The 21225-nt window shown below is 36.7% G+C and carries 20 protein-coding genes; 13 read left to right on the forward strand and 7 right to left on the reverse strand.

The genetic code is table 11. The annotated features are described in order from the left end of the window. The first annotated feature begins 135 nt into the window (after positions 1–135). The 4 genes from CRO54_RS05015 to CRO54_RS05030 all read left to right on the forward strand — a co-directional run bounded on the left by CRO54_RS05015 (position 136) and on the right by CRO54_RS05030 (position 4293). Entirely contained in the window at positions 136–1080 is a 945-nt protein-coding gene (locus tag CRO54_RS05015; RefSeq protein WP_097129931.1) for a 3'-5' exonuclease, read from the forward strand. Positions 1081–1176: 96 nt separating this feature from the next. Further along, positions 1177–2460, forward strand: coding sequence for a kynureninase (gene kynU / locus CRO54_RS05020; RefSeq protein ID WP_097129360.1), 1284 nt, complete (start codon positions 1177–1179; stop codon positions 2458–2460). 3 nt (positions 2461–2463) lie between these two features. After that, entirely contained in the window at positions 2464–3324 is an 861-nt protein-coding gene (locus CRO54_RS05025) for a bestrophin family protein (protein WP_097129362.1), read from the forward strand. A 66-nt stretch (positions 3325–3390) separates the two neighbouring features. After that, the gene (locus CRO54_RS05030; RefSeq protein WP_097129363.1) at positions 3391–4293 is read left to right on the forward strand and encodes a histone deacetylase family protein; all 903 of its coding nucleotides are present in this window, start codon (positions 3391–3393) and stop codon (positions 4291–4293) included. Between the two features lie 92 nt (positions 4294–4385). Here CRO54_RS05030 and CRO54_RS05035 read toward each other — a convergent pair whose 3' ends face one another. From CRO54_RS05035 to CRO54_RS05045, 3 genes are read right to left on the reverse strand one after another with little or no spacing between them, the layout of a single operon-like run. Further along, entirely contained in the window at positions 4386–5393 is a 1008-nt protein-coding gene (locus tag CRO54_RS05035) for a bestrophin family protein (protein WP_097129365.1), read from the reverse strand. A 9-nt stretch (positions 5394–5402) separates the two neighbouring features. Further along, on the reverse strand, positions 5403–7007 hold the full coding sequence (locus CRO54_RS05040) for a Na+/H+ antiporter (RefSeq protein WP_097129368.1): 1605 nt from the start codon (positions 7005–7007) through the stop codon (positions 5403–5405). Beyond that, positions 7007–7342, reverse strand: coding sequence for a DoxX family protein (locus CRO54_RS05045; RefSeq protein WP_218840071.1), 336 nt, complete (start codon positions 7340–7342; stop codon positions 7007–7009). The genes CRO54_RS05040 and CRO54_RS05045 overlap by 1 nt, the downstream gene beginning before the upstream one ends. Positions 7343–7445: 103 nt before the next feature. Here CRO54_RS05045 and CRO54_RS05050 point away from each other — a divergent pair, with 103 nt between their 5' ends. From CRO54_RS05050 to CRO54_RS21120, 5 genes are all read left to right on the forward strand, one after another. Continuing rightward, on the forward strand, positions 7446–7988 hold the full coding sequence (locus CRO54_RS05050) for a hypothetical protein (protein WP_097129372.1): 543 nt from the start codon (positions 7446–7448) through the stop codon (positions 7986–7988). Positions 7989–8004: 16 nt separating this feature from the next. Beyond that, complete coding sequence (locus CRO54_RS05055; protein ID WP_097129374.1) at positions 8005–8688, forward strand: pseudouridine synthase; 684 nt, start codon at positions 8005–8007, stop codon at positions 8686–8688. Positions 8689–8726: 38 nt separating this feature from the next. Further along, positions 8727–9476, forward strand: a complete 750-nt coding sequence (locus CRO54_RS05060; RefSeq protein ID WP_097129377.1) for a hypothetical protein — start codon at positions 8727–8729, stop codon at positions 9474–9476. A 58-nt stretch (positions 9477–9534) separates the two neighbouring features. After that, complete coding sequence (gene dinB / locus CRO54_RS05065) at positions 9535–10629, forward strand: DNA polymerase IV (RefSeq protein WP_097129379.1); 1095 nt, start codon at positions 9535–9537, stop codon at positions 10627–10629. Positions 10630–10931: 302 nt separating this feature from the next. Beyond that, the gene (locus CRO54_RS21120) at positions 10932–11090 is read left to right on the forward strand and encodes a hypothetical protein (protein WP_171047823.1); all 159 of its coding nucleotides are present in this window, start codon (positions 10932–10934) and stop codon (positions 11088–11090) included. 2 nt (positions 11091–11092) lie between these two features. Here CRO54_RS21120 and CRO54_RS05070 read toward each other — a convergent pair whose 3' ends face one another. The 4 genes from CRO54_RS05070 to CRO54_RS05085 all read right to left on the reverse strand — a co-directional run bounded on the left by CRO54_RS05070 (position 11093) and on the right by CRO54_RS05085 (position 14921). Further along, complete coding sequence (locus tag CRO54_RS05070) at positions 11093–12232, reverse strand: cytochrome-c peroxidase (RefSeq protein WP_097129381.1); 1140 nt, start codon at positions 12230–12232, stop codon at positions 11093–11095. 29 nt (positions 12233–12261) lie between these two features. Beyond that, positions 12262–13650, reverse strand: coding sequence for an MATE family efflux transporter (locus CRO54_RS05075; protein ID WP_097129383.1), 1389 nt, complete (start codon positions 13648–13650; stop codon positions 12262–12264). A 95-nt stretch (positions 13651–13745) separates the two neighbouring features. Beyond that, on the reverse strand, positions 13746–14372 hold the full coding sequence (locus CRO54_RS05080; RefSeq protein ID WP_097129385.1) for an AlbA family DNA-binding domain-containing protein: 627 nt from the start codon (positions 14370–14372) through the stop codon (positions 13746–13748). 63 nt (positions 14373–14435) lie between these two features. Next, entirely contained in the window at positions 14436–14921 is a 486-nt protein-coding gene (locus CRO54_RS05085) for a PaaI family thioesterase (RefSeq protein ID WP_097129387.1), read from the reverse strand. A 294-nt stretch (positions 14922–15215) separates the two neighbouring features. Between CRO54_RS05085 and gyrA the strand changes: the two genes are divergently transcribed. From gyrA to CRO54_RS05105, 4 genes are all read left to right on the forward strand, one after another. Next, positions 15216–17753, forward strand: a complete 2538-nt coding sequence (gyrA, locus tag CRO54_RS05090) for a DNA gyrase subunit A (protein WP_097129389.1) — start codon at positions 15216–15218, stop codon at positions 17751–17753. Between the two features lie 108 nt (positions 17754–17861). Then, on the forward strand, positions 17862–18944 hold the full coding sequence (locus CRO54_RS05095; RefSeq protein ID WP_097129391.1) for a tetratricopeptide repeat protein: 1083 nt from the start codon (positions 17862–17864) through the stop codon (positions 18942–18944). Between the two features lie 93 nt (positions 18945–19037). Then, complete coding sequence (locus CRO54_RS05100; protein ID WP_097129393.1) at positions 19038–20174, forward strand: tetratricopeptide repeat protein; 1137 nt, start codon at positions 19038–19040, stop codon at positions 20172–20174. A gap of 128 nt (positions 20175–20302) precedes the next feature. After that, complete coding sequence (locus tag CRO54_RS05105; protein WP_097129395.1) at positions 20303–21190, forward strand: 3-hydroxybutyryl-CoA dehydrogenase; 888 nt, start codon at positions 20303–20305, stop codon at positions 21188–21190. Positions 21191–21225 lie beyond the last annotated feature (35 nt).

A 21225-nucleotide genomic window follows, 5' to 3' on the forward strand; every position in this document is an offset into this window, starting at 1 on the left:
ATAGCTTTTTTAAGTTAAAAAGAGAAAGTACGCTAGGTTTTTAGCAATTTTGGCTAGAATAATTCCTTGTATGAAATCGATACTAATAATTTGTTGATTGAGTTTTCATCATACAATGAAAAAATAGATAAACTGATGAAATTAAATCTAAAACGTCCGTTAGCATTTTTCGACCTTGAAGCCACAGGTATAAGCGTTGGAGTAGACAGAATTGTAGAAATTGCAATATTGAAAGCAATGCCCGATGGTTCTGAACAAGTATTGGTTAAAAAAATAAATCCTGAAATGCCAATCCCTTTGGTGACTTCATTGATTCATGGTATTTACGACGAAGATATTAAGGATGCGCCCAAGTTTGGTGATGTGGCACAAGAAATAGCAGATTTTATTGGCGATGCTGATTTAGCGGGCTACAATTCGAACAAATTTGATATTCCAATGCTATTGGAAGAGTTTTTAAGAGTTGGTGTCGATCTGGATATGAGCGACAGAAAGTTTGTCGATGTGCAAAATATATTCCATCAGATGGAACAACGTACTTTAAAAGCGGCTTACAAGTTCTATTGTGATAAAGATCTGATAAATGCGCACTCTGCAGAAGCCGATATTAGAGCAACTTACGAGGTATTATTAGCGCAACTAGATAAATACGAGCACACCGAATTTGAAGATAAACAAGGGAATGTTTCCGTTCCTGTAAAGAATGATGTGGAAGCATTACATACGTTTACCAACATGAATAAGTCAGTAGATTACGCTGGACGCATGGTTTATAACGAAAAAGGTGAGGAGTGCATTAACTTTGGCAAGCATAAAGGCAAAAGTGTAGAAAGTATTTTCGATACAGAACCTAGTTACTACGCATGGATGATGCAGGGAGATTTCCCTTTGTTCACCAAAAAGAAATTGGAAGAAATTTGGAAGCGTTGGAGTGCTAAAAAGGATGAGAGAAAGCAAGTAGTACGGCCTCAACAAGCGGCATCTACGCAAAGACCAAATCCTCAACCTAAAAAAGCAGAGCCAGCTAAACCTGTTACCAACGATATGTTAGACCAGTTGAAAATGAAATTTGGAAAGTAATAGATAGGAATCAGTCGTCAGGTACTAGGTATCAGTTCAAATATATAACTGCAACCAAACTGACACCTGACCACTAATACCTGAACCCTTTAAATAATGACCTTCGAAAATAACTTAGCTTTTGCACAATCAATGGATCAACAAGATCCGTTGAGAGAAATGCGAAATGAATACCTGTTTCCGCAGCAAAATGGAAAACCTTTTATTTATCTATGTGGCAACTCTTTAGGACTACAACCTAAAGTAGCAAAAGACGTTTTAAGCAAACAATTGGATAACTGGCAAAACCTAGCCGTAGAAGGCTGGTTCGAAGGTAATGAACCTTGGATGTTCTACCACAAAGAACTAAAAAAACTGATGGCTCCCATTGTTGGCGCTACAGAACAGGAGGTTTGTCCTATGAACACCTTGACCGTTAACTTGCATTTGTTGATGGTGAGTTTTTATCGTCCTACGAAGGAAAAATTTAAGATTATCATGGAAGCTGGTGCTTTCCCATCCGACCAATATGCGATAGAAAGTCAGGTGCGTTTTCATGGTTTCGACCCCAAAGACGCTATTATTGAGGTAGCACCGAAAGATGGCGAATACACACTTAGCACTCAAGACATCATCGCTGAAATTGAAAAGAACGTTAATGAAATTGCCTTAGTACTTTTCGGTGGCATCAATTATTTTACTGGGCAGCTATTTGATATGGAAGCCATTACCAAAGCTGGGCATTCGATTGGTGCAAAAGTAGGTTTCGATTTGGCCCATGCAGCTGGCAACGTACCTTTACAACTACACAATTGGGATGTTGATTTTGCTTGTTGGTGTTCTTACAAATATCAAAATGCTGGTCCGGGTGGTATCAGTGGTATTTTTGTGCACGAGAAACATTTTGCAGACCAATCTTTACATCGCTTTGCGGGCTGGTGGGGCTACCAAGAAAATAACCGTTTTTTAATGGAAAAAGGATTTGTACCTGAAGCAGGAGCAGATGGCTGGCAAGTAAGCTGCACACAGGTAATGCCAATGGCATTATACCACGCATCTTTACAATTGTTCGAAAAAGTGGGTTTTATGGAACCTTTGAGAGCGAAAAGCAAAGTGTTGAGCGCTTATTTGTTCTACATCATCGGCGAGGTAAACAAAACTTTAGGATTTGAACAGTTTAAGATCATCACACCACAAAATGCAGATGAAAGAGGCGCACAAGTTTCGATTATAGCTAAAAGTGATGGAAAGAAAATATTCGACCATTTGGTAAAAAACGATGTTTTAGGAGATTGGAGAGAACCTAACGTCATCAGGCTAAGTGCCGTACCCATGTATAACAGTTTTGAAGATGTTTTTAGAACTGGCGAATTACTTTTAGCTGTCAGTAAATCGATATAAGCGATGATAAATTACAACCCAAAAGAGTGGATCAACTTCATATTCCTTTTTCATAAAGCAGATACTTTTTATAAGCTGTGGAAATTGATGCTGAGTGTCGCTGTATTCTCAGGAATTATTGCTTACTTGGAACTTAACCACATCAAACTTGCAGAAACTTCGTATATTAAAAATGTAGGCATGATGCACAGCTTATTAGGTTTCGTTATTTCGATGCTTTTAGTTTTTAGAACTAATACATCTTACGACAGATGGTGGGAAGGTAGAAGATTGTTAGGTGGTTTGGTAAATGTTAGCAGAAATTTCGCAATCAGATTAAATGCGCTCCAGTTAAGTCCTGAGGACAGAGCGTTTTTCAAATATGCTATTCCGAAATATGCATTTGCTTTAAAAGAACATCTCCGCGAAAAACAATACTTTGGCAAGAACAGTATCTTGATAGAGATTGACGGTGGAAAACACATTCCAAACCAAGTTGCAGTAAGTATGACCAATAAACTTTTTGATTTAAATAGAGAAGGTAAAATTACTAGCGAACAATTGATTACGCTTAGCGCAGACAGTACTCAATTTACTGATATTTGTGGTGCTTGTGAACGTATCAAAAACACACCAATTCCTTATTCTTACAGTGCTTTCATTAAAAAATTCATCTTCGTTTACGTCATTACCTTGCCATTTGGATGGGTCTTTAGCTTGGGTTATTTCGTTGTGGCTATTGTGCCTTTTATTCTTTATGTTCTAGCCAGTTTGGAGCTGATTGCCGAGGAAATCGAAAATCCTTTCGGTACGGATGCAAATGATTTACCAGTAGACGAAATTGCGAATAATATAGAGAAACATGTAGGGGAGATATTAAGTTGAAGGTTAACTGTTGAAATTGTTTAATCGTTTAACTGATACCTAGCTCCTGATACCTTACCACTTCCAATGATTAAAATCGCTTATCATCCCATATATGCACATCCACTACCACAAGGACACCGTTTCCCGATGGTGAAATATGAGTTGATACCTGCGCAGCTATTACATGAAGGCACTATTGAAGAACATCACTTATTTGCACCAGAAGTAACTGCAGAAGAAAATGTAATTGCAATTCACGATGCAAATTACTGGCAGCAGTTAAAAGAATTGACATTGCCTTATCAAGAGCAACGGAGAATTGGATTTCCTTTAGATGCACAATTGGTAGAGCGAGAAATTAGAATAGCGCAAGGAACCATAGATGGAGCAATTTATGCACAACAGTATGGTATTGCTTTTAACGTAGCAGGCGGCACACATCATGCTGGCAGCAACTGGGGTGAGGGTTTTTGCTTACTAAACGACCAAGCCATTGCCGCAAGTTATCTGCTTAGGAAAGAGCTCGCCAAACGTATTCTCATTGTAGATTTAGATGTTCATCAAGGAAATGGCACTGCCGAAATATTCGAGAAAGAAGATCGAGTTTTTACCTTTTCTATGCATGGTGATAAAAATTTCCCATTCCGGAAAGAGCGATCAGACTTAGATATCCCATTGGCAGATGGAACCAATGATGATGAATTCCTCAACATTTTGAACGAGAACTTGCCTTCGATTATCAAAAGGCATCGTCCGGATTTTATGTTTTACCTTTCTGGCGTTGATGTTTTAGAAAGCGATAAACTCGGCAAGTTATCGCTGAGCAAAAGTGCATGCAAACAACGTGACCAAATCGTTTTTGAAACTTGCATTAAACATGGCTTGCCTATGCAGGTAAGTATGGGCGGAGGTTACTCTGAAGATATTAAAATCATTGTAGACGCACATTGCAACACATTTAGAACAGCCTTTGATTTGTTTAGTTGAAAATAGATTTGCTCCATGCCCGTCATTGCTAGGCACGAAGCAATCTTAAAGCGTGTAGAGATTACTTCGTGCTTCCTCGAAAAGAAATCAACCTACATCAAAATATGATTACTATTCGCTACCAAAGGCTCTGGCAAATTATCTTCCCCAAGCATATCACGCAAATCAATCTCAATCGCTCTACTCATGGAAGTAATAGGCACATCGTTAGCACTTCCCTCAAACGGATTTTCGGTACTTTCCCCAATCTGCTCTAATGTAAAAAATACCCAACCAACCACTACACTCACCGGAATCGTTAACCATACACAACCGGCTCCAATTTTAGAGAACTCACTGAGAAAACCTAGCGGTAAAACCATAGAAAGCAAGTAAACGAACATCACATTGATACTTGCAAACTGTCGAGGATAAGGGAAGTTTTTAATACGTTCATTTTTGCCCTGCTGGTCATAAAGTTCCTTCAATAAAGCTTGCATTTCTACATAGTTCAAATCGTTTATTTTGCCTTGTTCATTTAAAGAGCGTAAACGTGTAGACTGCAATGCCAAAATTTGAGCAGCTTTATTTTTCTTTTTCAGGATGTTCTTTCGTTCGTCATCATCCATGTATTCCTTTAACTCATCAGATAAGTCGGCCTCCCATTCAGGAACGGTATAGTATCTCAAATACTCTCTGTTGTAGCTCTTGGTTTTTACATTTTCCCAACCTCTACTTTCCCTCAATTGAAATCTTAAAGCAGTTAACCAAGCAAAATGACGATAAATGAGGTCTTGATGCAATGCTTTTTCATTGGTGGCATCTGTATCCCTCACCATATCTTTTACCATGATGCCCCAAGCTCTGCTATTATTTACAATGGCTCCCCAAATCTGCCTAGCTTCCCATAAACGGTTGTACGTTTGTGTATTTCTAAAACCAGCGATAAAGGCTGTTGCTGTACCTACCAAAGCAACCGGCACCCAAGGAATAGCCAGCCACTTCAGTTCAAAGAAATAATATAAGGTGGTCGGAATGGCACTAATTACAATCAAATAATAGATTTTCTTCCTCGTCCAAGGGATGAAATGCTGTAGTTTATATAGTCTTCCGCTGTTCATAAGATATTGTTAGTGACCTGCGCCTGTAATTTTTAATTCGTTTAAATCTAGCTGTAATTCAGCTTTTCTAATTTCTTCATCGGAATAAAATTTGCCCTTACGAAGCTTAAATAGTTCTTTTCTTTGCGCTGCATAAATATCAAGCAGTACATGTTGGTAAACATGAATTTCTTCGATTTCTGTTTCATTGCATTCCAAAGAAGCAAGCTGTTTTCTACCTTCGGTGATGTTAGATTCTAAGCCATCTTTATAAAAGCCAACCAGCTCATTCTCCTTAGTTTTATTTAAATGATGTTGGTTAATGATGGCTAAAGCTAGTTCATCCAGTTTCAACTGAATACCAGTCTGTTGTTCCTCGCTACGGGCAATATTATCAATTTCTTCTATTTTAATGAATTTAATAATAAAAGGTAAGGTCAATCCCTGCACTACCAACGTAATAAAAATAACCACAAAGGTGATGAAGATAATAATGTTGCGATGAGGGAAAGCATTACCGTCCATTAATAAAGGGATAGATAAAGCAGTAGCCAACGACACCACACCACGCATACCAGCCCAACCTATTACCAAAGGTCCCTTCCAACCAGGAGATGGGTCTTTTCTAATTCTAGCGCTCAGCCATCTCGGCACAAAGGCGGCAGGATACACCCATAAAAACCGTAAGGCTATAGTAATTGCACTGATAATCAATCCGTACCTGATGCCATCCCAAATAGAATATTCTCCCAAACCATGAATAATTTCTGGGAGTTCTAATCCGATGAGTACAAAAACCAAAGCATTCATCACAAAAATGAGCGTAGTCCAAACACCTAGCATATTTAATCTTGTACTTCCTGTTTTAAATATCTCGTGCGACCGCCATGAAATAAACAGACCACCGCTAACCACTGCCATTACACCAGAATAGTGAAATTGCTCTGCAGCTAAAAACAGAATGTACGGCGTCATTACTGTTAAGGCAGCATCTATGGCTGGTGTAGTTGGTAAAAAGCGATGAATAAAGTACATCACATGTGCACCAGCCAGACCGATTACAACTCCCATTCCAGCAACTAAGAAAAACTGACCAGTGGCTTCTTGCATTGAGAAAGCTCCGGTTAGTACTGTCGCCAAAGCAAACTTGAAGACAATCAGTGAGGAAGCATCATTTACTAAACTTTCGCCTTCTAATATCGTAAGTACTCTTTTAGGAACTTTCATCCCTTTTAAAACCGTTGCAGCAGCTACCGCATCTGGCGGAGATACAATGCCACCTAATAAAAATCCAAGCGCTAAAGTAAAGCCAGGAATTAAGGATGCGGACGTATAAGCAATGACTGTAGAAGTAAAGAATACCAATCCGAAGGCCAAGAGCGCTATTGGACGTTTCCACTTCCAGAAATCATTCCATGAGGTATACCAAGCTGCTTCATAAAGTAAAGGCGGCAAAAATATCAGGAAGATTAAATCCGGATCAAGGTGTAAAACGGGCATTCCTGGTATAAAACTAATTCCCAAGCCGGCTATGTCCAAAAAAATAGGGTAGGCGACTTTAATTCTTTGGGCTAACATCACCAAAAGAAACACAACAAACAGTAGCGCTAATATTAAAAGTAAATTGTGATGCATTACGCTTTAGTTAATGGATGTTGGAAGTAGATAATTATTAAATTCAATAATAAAAAAGGCAATTCAATTGCAGCTCCTTTAACGTCCCTAACGAGTAATTGCAGACATAAAATCATCAAAATTCCCGCTGCCATGATAAAATTTCCCCATAGAAATGTTTTAGGATGTAATATCAACAGTGCAGCAATCATAGTTATTGCGCCATTTATAGTAACAGCTGTTTTTGAAAAATGCCATTTGCTGAACATATCCAGCATTTCCGGTTTGGCAGAGCACATGGCATAGCCTTGCTTAAGTCCCATAAATACCGCAAAAAGTATCAATAGGCTATTCATAATTTTTATCATCATAGGTTTTTTCTACGAAAATAATACTTAGACAGTTACAAAAAAAGGTGATACTTTAAGATAATTCGATCAGCAATAACTATTTTTAAGGATGTGGAAATTGATTTGTTTCATATTGATAGTGATTGGCTTTTTTATAGGCTGTAGAAATGCAGAAAAATCTAAAGAGAGTTCTAATGTCGATTTGAAAGACAGCATAGCTGAATTAAAACCAGAACCAGCAAAACCTACAAGTAGTTTGGATTCAATAAAGCAGGTTATCATTAAAAAAGCGAAAAAAGATACCGTAAGCTATACATTTCTATTAGAAGGGAATTTTAGTGCAGAAGGGAATGAGGGAAGAGCATTTTATAAAGATCACAGAATTAAAAAAATTGAAATTTCCTTTTATGGAGAAATGGGAAAAGCCATTTATACCTACATTTTTAAACGTAATCTGATAGAGGCATCTCAACAACGCTTCAATTATAAAACACATTTTACTGAGGTAAAATCGGGGCAGGATATTATCAAAAGTGAAGAAATTAATTTTACGACAGACTTAGATGGCAAAGTTCTTAATGGCAATACTACCGAAGCCGATTTAGATACGTTTTACGAGTTGAAAAAAGTAGTTCCTTTTGATTTAATTTAATCTCTATCTTCGCCACGTGTTAGAAATAGTATATCAAGACGATTATCTTATTGCAATTAATAAACCTCATGGCTTACTGGTGCACCGTTCTAAAATAGCTGATGATGCTAAAGAATTCGCTCTACAATTGTTAAGAGACCAAGTTGGCCGTCATGTAAATCCAACCCATCGATTGGATAGAAAAACTGGAGGCGTGCTCTTATTTGCATTTGACAAGGAAACGGAAATCGCAATGCAAAAGCAGTTTCAGGAGAGTTTGGTAGACAAAAACTACTTAGCCATTGTTAGGGGATATGCACCGTTAGAAATGGAAATCGATTACCCTTTGGCTAAAGAAAATGGAACGATACAAGAGGCACAGACTAGTTTTGTGACTTTACAGCAGTCAGAAATTCCTTTAGAAATAGGCAAACATCCAACTTCTAGATATAGCTTAGTAAAAGCCAATCCTAAAACCGGTAGAATGCACCAACTACGCAAGCACTTTGCGCATATTTTTCATCCCATTATTGGCGATAGACCGCATGGTTGCAATAAGCAAAACCGTTACTTTAAAGAGCATTTGCAGATGAATACCATGATGCTACATGCCCTTAATTTGACTTTTGAACATCCTATAACCAAACAGCAAATCACGATTAGTGCCGATATCCAAGATGAGTTTAAGCGCATGATGGATTTGATGAATTTTAAACTCTAAAACAATTTTCTCAGATTATTTGTGTTATTAGTAGAATTATGCCATTAAAATATAAGCTACTTACCCTCGTTTTCGCTGTCCTATTATTAAGCAGCTGTTCATCTATCTACATGCCTGGCGTTCCAAATACGCCGATGCTAACCACTAAAGGAGAGTTTGCCGCCGGCGGACATATTTCCTTAAGAGGTAATATCAATGTAAATACAGCTTATGCATTTAGTGATAACTTTGCGGCCATGGTCAATTTTGGCTCAATGGATAGTGAAAGAAGGAAGAAAGACATTAAGCATAATTATTTTGAGTTGGGAGGCGGTTATTTTAAAACATTTGGACCCGAAAATAATCGCATATTAGAATTTTATGCGGGAATGGGTACAGCAAGCAGCAAACGAGTAATTAGAAACTTTGACGACGGAGTTCTAATCAATACTGATATCTATGATGCTGACTACACCAAAATGTTTGTGCAAGCTAACTACAGTTCTAAAAAAACAAGCAAGGTGAGCTTGTTAGGTATAGATTTTGGACTTAATTACGGCACTGCATGGCGTTTAAGTTTCGCATCAACTAAAGATTTTAAATTGAATGGGGTGCCTCAGATTAATGAAGATAACATCTTTATCGAACCTGTTTTCTTTACGAGAATGGTGCTGAGTGAGCAATTTCAGTTACAATATACCAGTGGTAGTAACATCGGTTTAAGGAGTCGTAAGTTTTTAAACGCAGGACATTCGGTATTTACCATTGGTGCGGTGCTTAACGTAGGCCGTAAGCCAAAAACTAAATAATTTAGCAAAAAATTCTTATTTTTGATCTGATCTAACCTACAAAAGTTATATTAGACTAATGGAAAAGGAAGTAGCAAAAGTTAGAAAAATCATTCATGTTGATATGGATGCCTTCTATGCTTCTGTAGAACAAAGAGATTTTCCTGAGCTGAGAGGCAAACCTTTGGTAGTTGGGGGCTCGCCAGAGGGTAGAGGTGGAGTAGTAGCTACTTGCAGTTACGAAGCCAGAGCATTTGGAATTCGTTCTGCCATGTCTTCCAAAAAAGCACAACAACTTTGTCCCTATGCTATTTTCGTTTATCCCCGATTTGCCGCTTACAAAGAAGTTTCTAAGCAAATACGTGAGATATTTAGCAGATATACCGATTTGATAGAACCATTATCTTTAGACGAAGCTTATTTAGATGTTACCGAAGACAAACGTAATATAGGTTCTGCCATCACTATTGCTGAAGAAATTAAGAAGGCTATCAAGGATGAACTCAACTTAACCGCATCTGCTGGAGTTTCCATCAATAAATTTGTAGCTAAAATAGCTTCAGATATAAATAAGCCCAATGGTTTAACTTTTATTGGACCTTCCAAAATTGAAAATTTCATGGAAAAGCTACCTGTAGAAAAGTTTCACGGCGTGGGTAAAGTTACCGCAGAGCGGATGAAAATGCAGGGAATTAGAAAAGGTAGCGATTTAAAGAAATTGACGGAGGAACGATTGACGTTGTTGTTCGGGAAATCTGGCAAGTTCTTTTACAACATTGTTAGAGGCATTGACAACAGAGCTGTAAAACCAGACAGGGAAATTAAATCTGTTAGTTCTGAAGATACTTTTAGCTATGATTTAGACAAGGGAAACGAACTTTACGAACGTTTAATGCAAATTACCCAGTCTGCCTTTAAGCGTATCAACCAATATCAATTATTTGGCAGAACGATTACCGTAAAGGTGAAGTTTGCAGATTTTAAAATCATTACCAGAAGTGCTTCATTCGAACATGCCATTACTGATGAAACGGAAGCTATTCTCGCAGCTAGAACTTTAGTGGAAAATGCGGACTTTGGCAGTAAAACCGTGAGGTTATTAGGAGTAGGCTTTTCTAATTTCCACGAGGCAAAAATGAGAAATAAAATAGAAGAGCAAGCAAAGTTGTTTTAGTCTGGATTTATTGAAACATTAAGGGTTTTCATTAGGAAGTTATCGTTAATTATACAAACAAGGAATTAAGAAAATTTAAGGCCAATCATTTCATTACAACTAATAGTTAAACTATTATCTAATTGGGTAATGTCTTTCTTGGTCGTGATCGAAGTTTTCAATCAATTTAACGCTAGTTTTTTATAATCATAACACACCTTAATTATTCTTAACTCCCTAATGTTTTAAACATCAAAAACCTTAACAACACATTAACGCTATCTTAATCTATTGAAATTAAATTTGTTATCAAATATTAGATAATGAAGATCAACTTTATTCTTATCGCAGTAGCTGTTGTAGCAGTTTTAGGTTTTATCTACTTTGTGGTTAAAAGAAACCACAAAGACCAAAAAGATTTGGAAAAGGAACTGAACCAAAAGGAGCTAAAACCAGATAAGCACAGCGGCGACCGCATTTAAGCCTACTGAGGCAATTGCACTGCTTTTATCATAACTGGCGGAGACGACAATGCTTCTAAGAAAGCAATGATGGCTTTTCTTTCCCTAACGTTCAGCATAATTCCACGAACTAACTTATCATTTTTAGGTACTAAAGGATCATCTTTCTGATGAGGCAAAACCACATGTTCTGGCATTCCCATATTGTAAAGTACCATTAAGCTATCCATGCTTTTTACCGAACCTTGATGAAACCATGGCCCTGTTTGCATTACATTTCGTAAACCTGGGGTTTTAAATTTCCCGACATCTTCCGGTTTTTTAGTAAAGTTATAGAGGCCTAAATCTTCGTTTTTAGTACCGTATTCCGTTAAGCCTATATTGTGAAAATCTTTATCCGTGAAATAAGCACCATGGTGGCAATTCATACATCTAGCTTTGGTTCTAAACAAATGCAAACCTGTTAATTGTTGATCGGTTAAAGCATTCTTATCACCTTTTAAAAATTTATCAAAGCTACTTTCTCCACTTACAATCGTTTGCTGAAATGTGGCTAAACTTTCGAAAATACGTTGGTTGGTAATTTTTGATGAACCAAATGCAGCTGTGAAATACGGCTTATAGCCTTTAATTTTATTCAGTTTCTTCGCCAGCGATTTCAAATCTTGGTTCATTTCATTGTGTGCAGAAATAGGACCTTCAGCTTGTTCAACTAAACTCTTGGCTCGTCCATCCCAAAAGAGACTGTTGTATACCCAAACATTTTCTAAAGATGGCGCATTGCGGATATTAGGTAACTGTTCATGCCCCAAAGATACTGCTTTTCCATCAGCCCAACTTAACTCAGGAGAGTGACAAGTGGCACATGAAATTTGATTAGAACCTGAAAGTCGTGCATCGAAGAATAGTAGTTTTCCTAGTTCAATTACTCGCTTAATAGAGTCATTAGCTAAATCAATAGGAGTGGACTGTAAACCAGCAAGCTCTTCAAATTTAACTTCTTTATCTACATTGGGTTTAGGCCAAAACTTACTCGGCTGCGAGTAAACCTTCCTTAACGAATCAATAGTTAAATCGCTGCTGATCTCCCAATCATTAGATTTAAAGGAAATAAGTAGCAAACAACTCAAAAAGAAAGCTATAGCAAGCAGCACTTTGTTCATTGACGCAAAAATAGAAAATTGCTTTTTAACTAGAGCTTAACTTGATGAAGTTCAGTTTTCACCTCAGCAGCCAACTTTTTAGTTCTATTTTGAAACCTAATAAACAGTAGGATAGAAGCGGTTAATAATCCAAAAGTTAAGCCGTACCAAATACCTTTAACACCCATTCCAAACTCAAAACCTAGTAAATATCCTACCGGAATACCAATTACCCAATAAGAAAGAAAAGTAATAAAAGTAGGCATATTTACATCACCTAAACCTCTTAAAACACCTAAACCAACCACTTGTGTCCCATCGAATAATTGAAAAAAACCAGCTAAAATTAATAGCTGCGCAGCAATGGTAATTACAGTTTGGTCACTCGTATAAATATAAGGCAATAGGTTATTAGCCAACATAAAAAGTATAGCGGTAACCGACATAAAAACGATCACAATGTGATAACTGGCTATTGCAGACAGACGCAGAGGCCCATAGTTTTTGCTTCCAAAATTGTTTCCAGTTTTAATAGTTGCCGCATTGGCAATACCAGTAGCGAGCATATAAGTGAATGCGGCTAATGACAGTGCTGTAAAATGCGCTGCTTGTTCTACCTTGCCGATGGTTCCGATTAGAATACCGGCACCACTAAATGCACTAATTTCGAAAGAATATTGCATAGCTACGGGAGCGCCTAATTTTGCAATCTTTCTAATTCTCGATAAATCGAAGGAGAACAGCTTAAACGCTGAGAGGTATACTTTGAAATTCTTAGAGTTAAACACATAAGCTCCCATGGCAATTGCCATTAAAATACGGTCGATTAATGTACTTAAACCTACTCCACTTACGCCCATTGGGGTAACGCCAAACATGCCTCTCACAAAGATAACCCCTAAAATTACGTTGATTACGTTACCCCAAATAGATACCATCATAGCTTGTTTAGTGAAACCTAAACCTTCGGTAAATTGCTTAAATGCTTGGAAAATCATTAATGGAAATATAGAAATCCCCATAAATTGAAGGTATGGTTTAGCATGCAAAACCACATCCGGAGATTGCCCTAAATGGTCAATAACTTTATAATAAACCAATAAGACCAAGCCGTACAAAACAAAACTAGCAATTACATTGATGAGCAAGCTATTAGAAAGTAAACGACCACATTCCTCCTTATTCTTACTTCCATTAGCTTGCGCAATTAAAGGGGTTAATCCGTAAGAAATACCTAGTCCCAGCACTAAAATCAACATAAATAGACTGTTTACCAACGAAACAGCGGCCAGTTGAACAGTGCCTGCAAAATGGCCTACAATCATGCCATCAGCCATATGTACCAAGGTATGGCCTAACTGCGAAAGCACGATAGGTAAGGCTAAAATAAGATTGTCTTTATAGTACGATTTGTACTTGGCAAATGAATAAGTGAACATACGGTGCAAAAATACAGTTTTCAGTTGGCAATTTCCGGTTGGTAGGTCTATCGCAACTTGCCAACGTTCAAACTTTACAACCTTTCAACAAATACTTAATCCGCCAAAATATAATACTCTTCCTTTTCAGTGATTCGGGGTAGAATAATGCCCGATAATATTAAATTGACAATAATTTTCTGTGCCTTCTTATATGCACTTCTAGTCAACTTGCTAAACTCTTTCAAAGTGATACGACCATTGGCTTCTAAGTAGCTTAGCAATAGTTTTTCTTGCTCAGAATAAGCAATAAAAGTTCCTTCATTCTCACCATCTTTCTTTAACACCTCTATCAATATTTTACTGGCTAAAACACTTTTATCCTGTATCCTAAAATAAACCCACCACTTACCATGTTCATCTAAAGCGTAATGTGGTTTAGTATCACTTCTAGGAATTTCCGCCACTAAAACCAATTTATCGTCTACTACAAACTCCTCAAAACGAGGCTCTATAGCAGGTTTACAAAACTGATGGGCAGCTTTAGTAATCATGTACTTTTCTTCCTCTTCAGCTTTTACACCTTTAATTGTTCCATCATCAGCCACGCCAATTAAAAGTTTACCACCTTTATTATTAGCAAATGCCACCAAAGTTTTTGCAATCTTTTCAGCCTTACTAATCGTTTTCTTAAAATCAATGTTTACGTTCTCGCCTGCAAGTATTACTCTCTTAATATTCATTTTAGGTAGTTTTTATTAAACGACTTGATAGAAATTTATAACGCTAAACTTTCTACTTTTAACTTATATAGCTACTCGTTGTTTCTCCCCTGGAAACTTAATTCTTAAGTAAACCTCGTTACTTACCGTTGCACAAAGTTCACCTTGCTTATTGTAAAGTTCCATTGGATAGGCTTTCACAAATTTACCATGTTCGTTTAAGGCTTGTTCAGCTTCTGCAATCATTTCATCGGTTATTTTCAAGGTAAAATATAGTGCTGTGAGTCCAGGTTTCAAGTATTGAATATTTGCGCTTTTTAACCACACCCTGCATTTATAGCCTTTGCGTTGCATCAACTGATCGAACAAGATAGCATAGAATGGGTCAGTTGCGGCATAAATAGTTCCACCGAATATAGAGCCGTTATAATTTCGATTCAAGAAGCTATTGCTGATTTTAACATCAACTCCTCTAAATCCTCTGTGGAATTTCCTTACCCAAATACGCTGAAACAATAAAGGCGGATATAAACTTAATGCCCATTTTAGGGTGCGTTCAGAAACTATCATTATTCTAAATATCACATTTTGTATTGATGTATGAAAGCATTGTTTAAAACTTAACTCGAACATAACGTTTAGCTACAGATACACAGTTTTTATTTACATCACAATTCAAGATCTTTTAACAATACTATGATCTGTACATCTGTGGTATTTATTTGTCGTAGAGCTATATTTTGTAACATTCATGGCATATCTAAAACTTTTCCACATTGGGTATTAAAGTGTAGCTTATTTTGCTAAATTCGCAAGGTTATAATAGTACCAACTAAATTTCGTTTTTAACGAACTAATTAACTTATGGCAGAAGATTTAGAAAATCAAGAGAACGATAAGATTATCCCCATTAATATCGATGAGCAGATGCGAACTGCTTATATCGATTATTCGATGTCGGTAATTGTGAGTAGGGCATTACCCGATGTGCGTGATGGTTTAAAACCAGTGCACCGTAGGGTTCTTTATGGTATGCAAGACCTAGGTGTAGGTGCTGGCAAGCCATACAAAAAATCAGCACGTATTGTGGGTGAGGTATTAGGTAAGTATCACCCTCACGGAGATTCATCTGTATATATGACCATGGTACGTATGGCCCAGCCTTGGAGCTTACGTTACATGATGGTAGACGGACAAGGTAACTACGGTTCTGTGGATGGTGACTCACCAGCAGCAATGCGTTATACCGAGGCTCGTTTCCAAAAAATTGCGGAAGAAATGTTGGCCGATATCAATAAAGATACGGTAGACTTTCAGAACAACTTTGACGACTCGTTACAAGAACCAACCGTTTTACCGGCAAGGGTTCCAAACCTTTTAGTTAACGGTTCTTCGGGTATTGCAGTAGGTATGGCGACTAACATGGCGCCACACAACTTAACCGAGGTAATTAATGCAACGATAAATTTTATCGACAATAGGGAAATTACCATTGCCGAGCTGATGAAGTTTATTAAAGCACCAGATTTTCCAACAGGAGCTATTATTTATGGCTATTCTGGTGTGCAGGAAGCTTTTGAAACAGGTAGAGGCCGTATCGTGATGCGTGCTAAAGCTGAAATCGAAACTATTAAAGACCGTGAAGTAATTATCGTTACAGAAATCCCTTATCAAGTAAACAAAGCCATGATGATTGAGCGTACCGCTGAATTGATTGGTGAGAAAAAAATTGAAGGAATTTCGAACATTAAAGATGAATCTAATAAAGATGGTATCCGTATCGTTTACGAAATTAAACGTGATGCGAATGCGAGTATCGTTTTAAATAATTTATTTAAGCAAACTGCGTTACAGACCTCATTTAGTGTTAATAACATTGCACTGGTAAATGGTCGTCCTCAGTTATTAAATCTTAAAGACCTAATCCATCACTTCGTAGAGCACAGACATGATGTGGTAATCCGTCGTACTCGTTTTGAGTTGGCAGAAGCTGAAAAACGTGCACATATCTTAGAAGGTTTATTAATTGCTTTAGACCACATTGAAGAAGTAATTAAATTGATTCGTGCATCTAGTACTCCAGAAGAAGCTAGAACTGGATTGATGGAGAAATTTGGATTATCTGACATCCAAGCTCGTGCTATCTTAGATATGACCTTACGTAGGTTAACAGGACTGGAGCGTGATAAAATCAAGGAAGAGTACGCTGAATTAATGAAAACTATCGAATGGTTGAAATCTGTATTGGCAGATGAAGGTCTTCGTATGAAAATCATTAAAGATGAGCTGACTGAGATTTTAGAGAAATACGGTGATGAGCGTAGAACTACGATTATCCACTCGGCAGACGACATGAGTATGGAAGACTTCATCGAAGACGAGGAAGTTGTAATCACCATCTCTCACGAAGGTTATATTAAACGTACTCCAGCGTCAGAATATCGTATACAAGGTAGAGGAGGTAAAGGTTCAAAAGGCAGTAACTCTAGAAATGAAGATTTTATAGAGCACTTGTTGGTTGCTACGAACCACAATTATATGTTATTCTTTACAGAAGCTGGTAGATGTTTCTGGTTAAGGGTTTACGAAATTCCTGAAGGTACTCGCCAAAGCAAAGGACGTGCTTTACAGAATATCATCAATATTCCTAAAGAAGAAAAAGTTAAAGCTTATATCAAGGTTAAAAACTTAAAAGACCAAGAATATTTAGAGAACAACTTCATTATCATGTGTACTAAAAAAGGTACCATTAAGAAAACTTCTCTAGAAGCTTACTCTCGTCCACGTGTTAACGGTATCAATGCAATTAACATTAACGAGGGCGACCAGTTATTGGAAGCAAGCTTAACAACTGGCAGCAGCGAAATTGTAATGGCATTACGTTCTGGTAGAGCAATTCGTTTCAATGAAAGTACGGTTAGACCAATGGGTAGAACTGCAACTGGTGTTCGTGGTGTAACTTTGGGACACGATAAAGATGAAGTTGTTGGCATGATTGCTGTAGACAGTAGCGATGCAACGATCTTGGTAGTTTCTGAAAAAGGATACGGAAAACGTACCGATATTGAAGACTACCGTGTAACTAACCGTGGCGGTAAAGGGGTAAAAACCATTAACGTTACCGATAAAACAGGTGAACTTGTAGCCATTAAAAATGTTACTGATGCCGATGATTTGATGATCATTAACAAATCTGGTATCGTAATTAGAATTGCCGTAAGTGAACTAAGAGTAATGGGTAGAGCAACGCAAGGAGTGAGGTTAATTAGCTTAAAAGGCAATGACGAAATAGCCTCTGTTGCGAGAATTGACCACGAAGACGAGGAAGAAGTTGAAGAACAATTGGAAGGAGAAGAAAATCCTGACGGTGAGACAACTAATGAAACTTCTACAGAAGAGTAAGTAAATAAATAAAAAATTTAAAAATAAGTCCATCATGTATCATTGTATAAATTCTAAAAGCAATATCATGATGGATTTTAACGTTTAAACAGCAAAATTTATAATTAGATGAAAAAGTTAATTTTAAGTGTAGGTATCATGAGTTTATCGGCATTTGCCTACGCCCAAAAATCAGAAGTAGCAGAAGCAAAAAAAGCTTGGGATTTGTTTCAAGCAATGAACAGTGCACAACCTCTAAAGAAAAACCTAGAAAATCTTAACAAAGGTATAGGACACACAGATTTAGCAATTGCTCATGAAAAAACTAAAAACACTGTTGAGCCTTGGGCTTTAAGGGCATCTTTAGCATCAGCAGTGGCTTTGTTAGATACTGTAAGCGCTGAAAATGCAGCTGCAAAACAAAAAATTGCAGAAGAAGCTATTGATAAGGCGACTGAACTGGATAAAAAAGGTGACCAAAAAGATAACATTGCTAATGCTAAAATTAATATCGCAAATGCAATTCAATCTAGAGCAATTAGAGCTTACAACAAAAAAGACTTTGCTACAGCATTTAAGATTTTCACTGAAATTACAGAGAAAAATCCTAACGATACTTCTATGTATTTAAATGCAGGTGTGGCTGCAAAACAGTCTGGAAATTATGCTGGTGCGGTAAAAAATTTTAAAAAAGTAGTTGAATTTGGAGTACCTGACTCTAAAAATCTTTTATTAGAATCAATTAACATCGAATTGGTAAACTTGAAAGATACTACAGCTGCGATGGCTTCTATCGATCAAGCATTAACTAAATTTCCAGATGACCCAGATTTTGTAGGTACTCAAACCGATGTTTATATCGTTAGAGGTGAAATTGAAAAATCTCAAGCATCGTTAACTAAATTAATTGCTAAAGATCCTAATAAAGCAATTTATCATTTCTTATTGGGCGAAACTTACTACAAACAAGCGCTTGCAGTACAAGCTGAGAGACAAAAAATTGACGCAAAGAAAGTTAAAGAATATAATGCTGTAACAGCTAAAATGACTGCGTTAATCGACAAATCTTTGCCTCATTATAAAAAATCTCATGAATTAGACCCTAAAGCAGTACATACTTTAGAAGCTTTAAAGCAAGTTTATGGTTTTAAAAATGATACTAAAAGCTACGAAGAGACTAAAAAGCTTTTAGATGCTATTCAGAAAAAATAGTGATTGATTTTAGATAATCAATTTTGATAAAAAAGGGGGATAAATAAACATTTATCCCCCTTTTTTAGTTACTTTGTATAAAGTTAACTGACGATGCGCAAGATATTCTTTAATATTTCTCTACTAGTAATGGTTAGCAACCTAGCTTTTTCGCAAGGTTCACAAATTAAAATAGCAAACAATAGTTTAGCAAAGCTACAAAATAGCATCGCTGAAAAAGCTGATGCCAAAAAGCAATTAACAATTATAGGAGAGGGGATTAAGGCCATTGAAGTTGCGGAAAAAGACAAGAAAACTAAAAATTGGCCAGAAACATGGGCAATCAAAGCTTATTTATCATCCTACATTGCGCTAATTGATGAAAATGAAAGTAATGCAGATAAGTACTTTCAATTTGCACAAGATGCATTAACACAAGCAGTAAAATTGGATAAATTTCAATCCAACACAGAGCTAATCAATGCTTCTAACCATAACATACATATCAAAACACAAAGCAAAGGGGTAGAAGCTTTCCGACAAAATGATTTTGCTACGGCGTACGAATTACTTAAAAACGTAAGTGATTTTAAACCAACCGATACCTTGCTAGCTACCAATGTTGCTATCTGTGCACAAAGTTTGCAGCAGTACAATGATGCATTAACTTATTTTTTAAGAGCTAAAGAAAACGGAGCTAAAAACCCAACTTTGTTTCAGAGCATTGCAAACATTTATGCTTCAAAATTTGAAACAGAACTTGCAATAAAAACATTGGAGGATGGGTTAAAGCTTAACGCATATCATCCGTTACTAACTAATGATTACATTAATATTTTATTAGATAACGAGCAATATGAAAAGGCTACTAGAGCTGTAGAAAGTTCGTTGAAGACTGATAAACGTAGTAAAACACTATTTTTCTTATACGGATACTTACAACAAAACCAAGAAAAGAACATCGGCACAGCAGAATTGTCTTACCAAAAAGCATTGGAAGTAGACTATAATTATTTTGATGCGCTTTATCAATTGGCAGTTGCTTATATACAAACCGCAAACGAAGCACTAAAGCAAAAAGACACTCAGAAATTTACTTCCAATATCAATCGTGCAGAGTATTCTTTACTAAGAGCTCACGATATCAATATCAACCATAGAAATACAGTTAAGCTTTTGATAGACATTTACACCCGTAAGAATAGGCTAGATAAAGTGCAGGAACTAAAGCGTAAACTAAACGAGTTTTAATTACGACAATTTCATCAAAAGAGTAGGTATCAAGAAACACAACTTAACATAATATAAATTATAATACAATTCTTTGTTTATCTTATAAATTATATAAATTAGCATAATTTCTAACTCAAAATATAAAAATGAAGAATATAGCTGTTATTGGTTCTGGAACTATGGGCAATGGTATTGCACACACTTTTGCTCAATTTGGTTATGCGGTAAAATTAATAGATATCAATGCAGATGCATTGCAAAAAGCAATAGACACCATCGGCAAAAATTTAGAGCGACAAGTTGCTAAAGGAACAATCACAGCAATTGATAAAGAAAATACGCTAAAAAATTTAAGCACATCTACGGATTTAAAATCAGCAGTTGCTGATGTAGATTTGGTGGTTGAAGCCGCAACAGAAAATATTGAACTGAAACTTAAGATTTTTCAGGATTTGGATACTTACACAAAACCAGAAACAATTTTAGCAAGCAATACGTCTTCTATTTCAATTACAAAAATTGCGGCGGCTACCAATCGTGGTGATAAAGTGATTGGAATGCATTTCATGAATCCTGTACCGATAATGAAATTAGTTGAAGTTATACGTGGATATGCAACAAGTGATATAACTACAAATATAGTTATGAAATTGTCTAAGAAACTGGAAAAAGTTCCTGTTGAAGTAAATGATTATCCAGGTTTTGTGGCCAATCGTATTTTAATGCCAATGATTAACGAGGCAATTTATTCACTTTATGAAGGTGTTGCAGGTGTTTATGAGATTGATACGGTAATGAAATTAGGAATGGCGCACCCAATGGGGCCACTTCAATTAGCAGATTTTATCGGTTTAGATGTGTGTTTAGCTATTTTAAATGTATTGCATCAAGGCTTTGGAAACCCAAAGTATGCCCCCTGCCCTCTTTTGGTAAACATGGTTACTGCTGGGAAAAAAGGTGTTAAATCAGGAGAAGGTTTCTACGATTATAGTAATGGTGTGAAGGAAGCTAAGGTAGCGGCAAAGTTTCTGTAGTCGATGAATGATTGCTCATAGTTGATAGCCTATAA

The sequence above is a fragment of the Pedobacter xixiisoli genome, from assembly GCF_900215335.1.
GTDB lineage: Bacteria > Bacteroidota > Bacteroidia > Sphingobacteriales > Sphingobacteriaceae > Pedobacter > Pedobacter xixiisoli.

Coding starts and splice junctions, on each gene's coding strand:
- CRO54_RS05015 (WP_097129931.1), top strand. CDS start 136: ATGAAATTAAATCTAAAACGTCCGTTAGCATTTTTCGACCTTGAAGCC.
- kynU (WP_097129360.1), top strand. CDS start 1,177: ATGACCTTCGAAAATAACTTAGCTTTTGCACAATCAATGGATCAACAA.
- CRO54_RS05025 (WP_097129362.1), top strand. CDS start 2,464: ATGATAAATTACAACCCAAAAGAGTGGATCAACTTCATATTCCTTTTT.
- CRO54_RS05030 (WP_097129363.1), top strand. CDS start 3,391: ATGATTAAAATCGCTTATCATCCCATATATGCACATCCACTACCACAA.
- CRO54_RS05035 (WP_097129365.1), bottom strand. CDS start 5,393: ATGAACAGCGGAAGACTATATAAACTACAGCATTTCATCCCTTGGACG.
- CRO54_RS05040 (WP_097129368.1), bottom strand. CDS start 7,007: ATGCATCACAATTTACTTTTAATATTAGCGCTACTGTTTGTTGTGTTT.
- CRO54_RS05045 (WP_218840071.1), bottom strand. CDS start 7,342: ATGAATAGCCTATTGATACTTTTTGCGGTATTTATGGGACTTAAGCAA.
- CRO54_RS05050 (WP_097129372.1), top strand. CDS start 7,446: ATGTGGAAATTGATTTGTTTCATATTGATAGTGATTGGCTTTTTTATA.
- CRO54_RS05060 (WP_097129377.1), top strand. CDS start 8,727: ATGCCATTAAAATATAAGCTACTTACCCTCGTTTTCGCTGTCCTATTA.
- dinB (WP_097129379.1), top strand. CDS start 9,535: ATGGAAAAGGAAGTAGCAAAAGTTAGAAAAATCATTCATGTTGATATG.
- CRO54_RS21120 (WP_171047823.1), top strand. CDS start 10,932: ATGAAGATCAACTTTATTCTTATCGCAGTAGCTGTTGTAGCAGTTTTA.
- CRO54_RS05070 (WP_097129381.1), bottom strand. CDS start 12,232: ATGAACAAAGTGCTGCTTGCTATAGCTTTCTTTTTGAGTTGTTTGCTA.
- CRO54_RS05075 (WP_097129383.1), bottom strand. CDS start 13,650: ATGTTCACTTATTCATTTGCCAAGTACAAATCGTACTATAAAGACAAT.
- CRO54_RS05080 (WP_097129385.1), bottom strand. CDS start 14,372: ATGAATATTAAGAGAGTAATACTTGCAGGCGAGAACGTAAACATTGAT.
- CRO54_RS05085 (WP_097129387.1), bottom strand. CDS start 14,921: ATGATAGTTTCTGAACGCACCCTAAAATGGGCATTAAGTTTATATCCG.
- gyrA (WP_097129389.1), top strand. CDS start 15,216: ATGGCAGAAGATTTAGAAAATCAAGAGAACGATAAGATTATCCCCATT.
- CRO54_RS05095 (WP_097129391.1), top strand. CDS start 17,862: ATGAAAAAGTTAATTTTAAGTGTAGGTATCATGAGTTTATCGGCATTT.
- CRO54_RS05100 (WP_097129393.1), top strand. CDS start 19,038: ATGCGCAAGATATTCTTTAATATTTCTCTACTAGTAATGGTTAGCAAC.
- CRO54_RS05105 (WP_097129395.1), top strand. CDS start 20,303: ATGAAGAATATAGCTGTTATTGGTTCTGGAACTATGGGCAATGGTATT.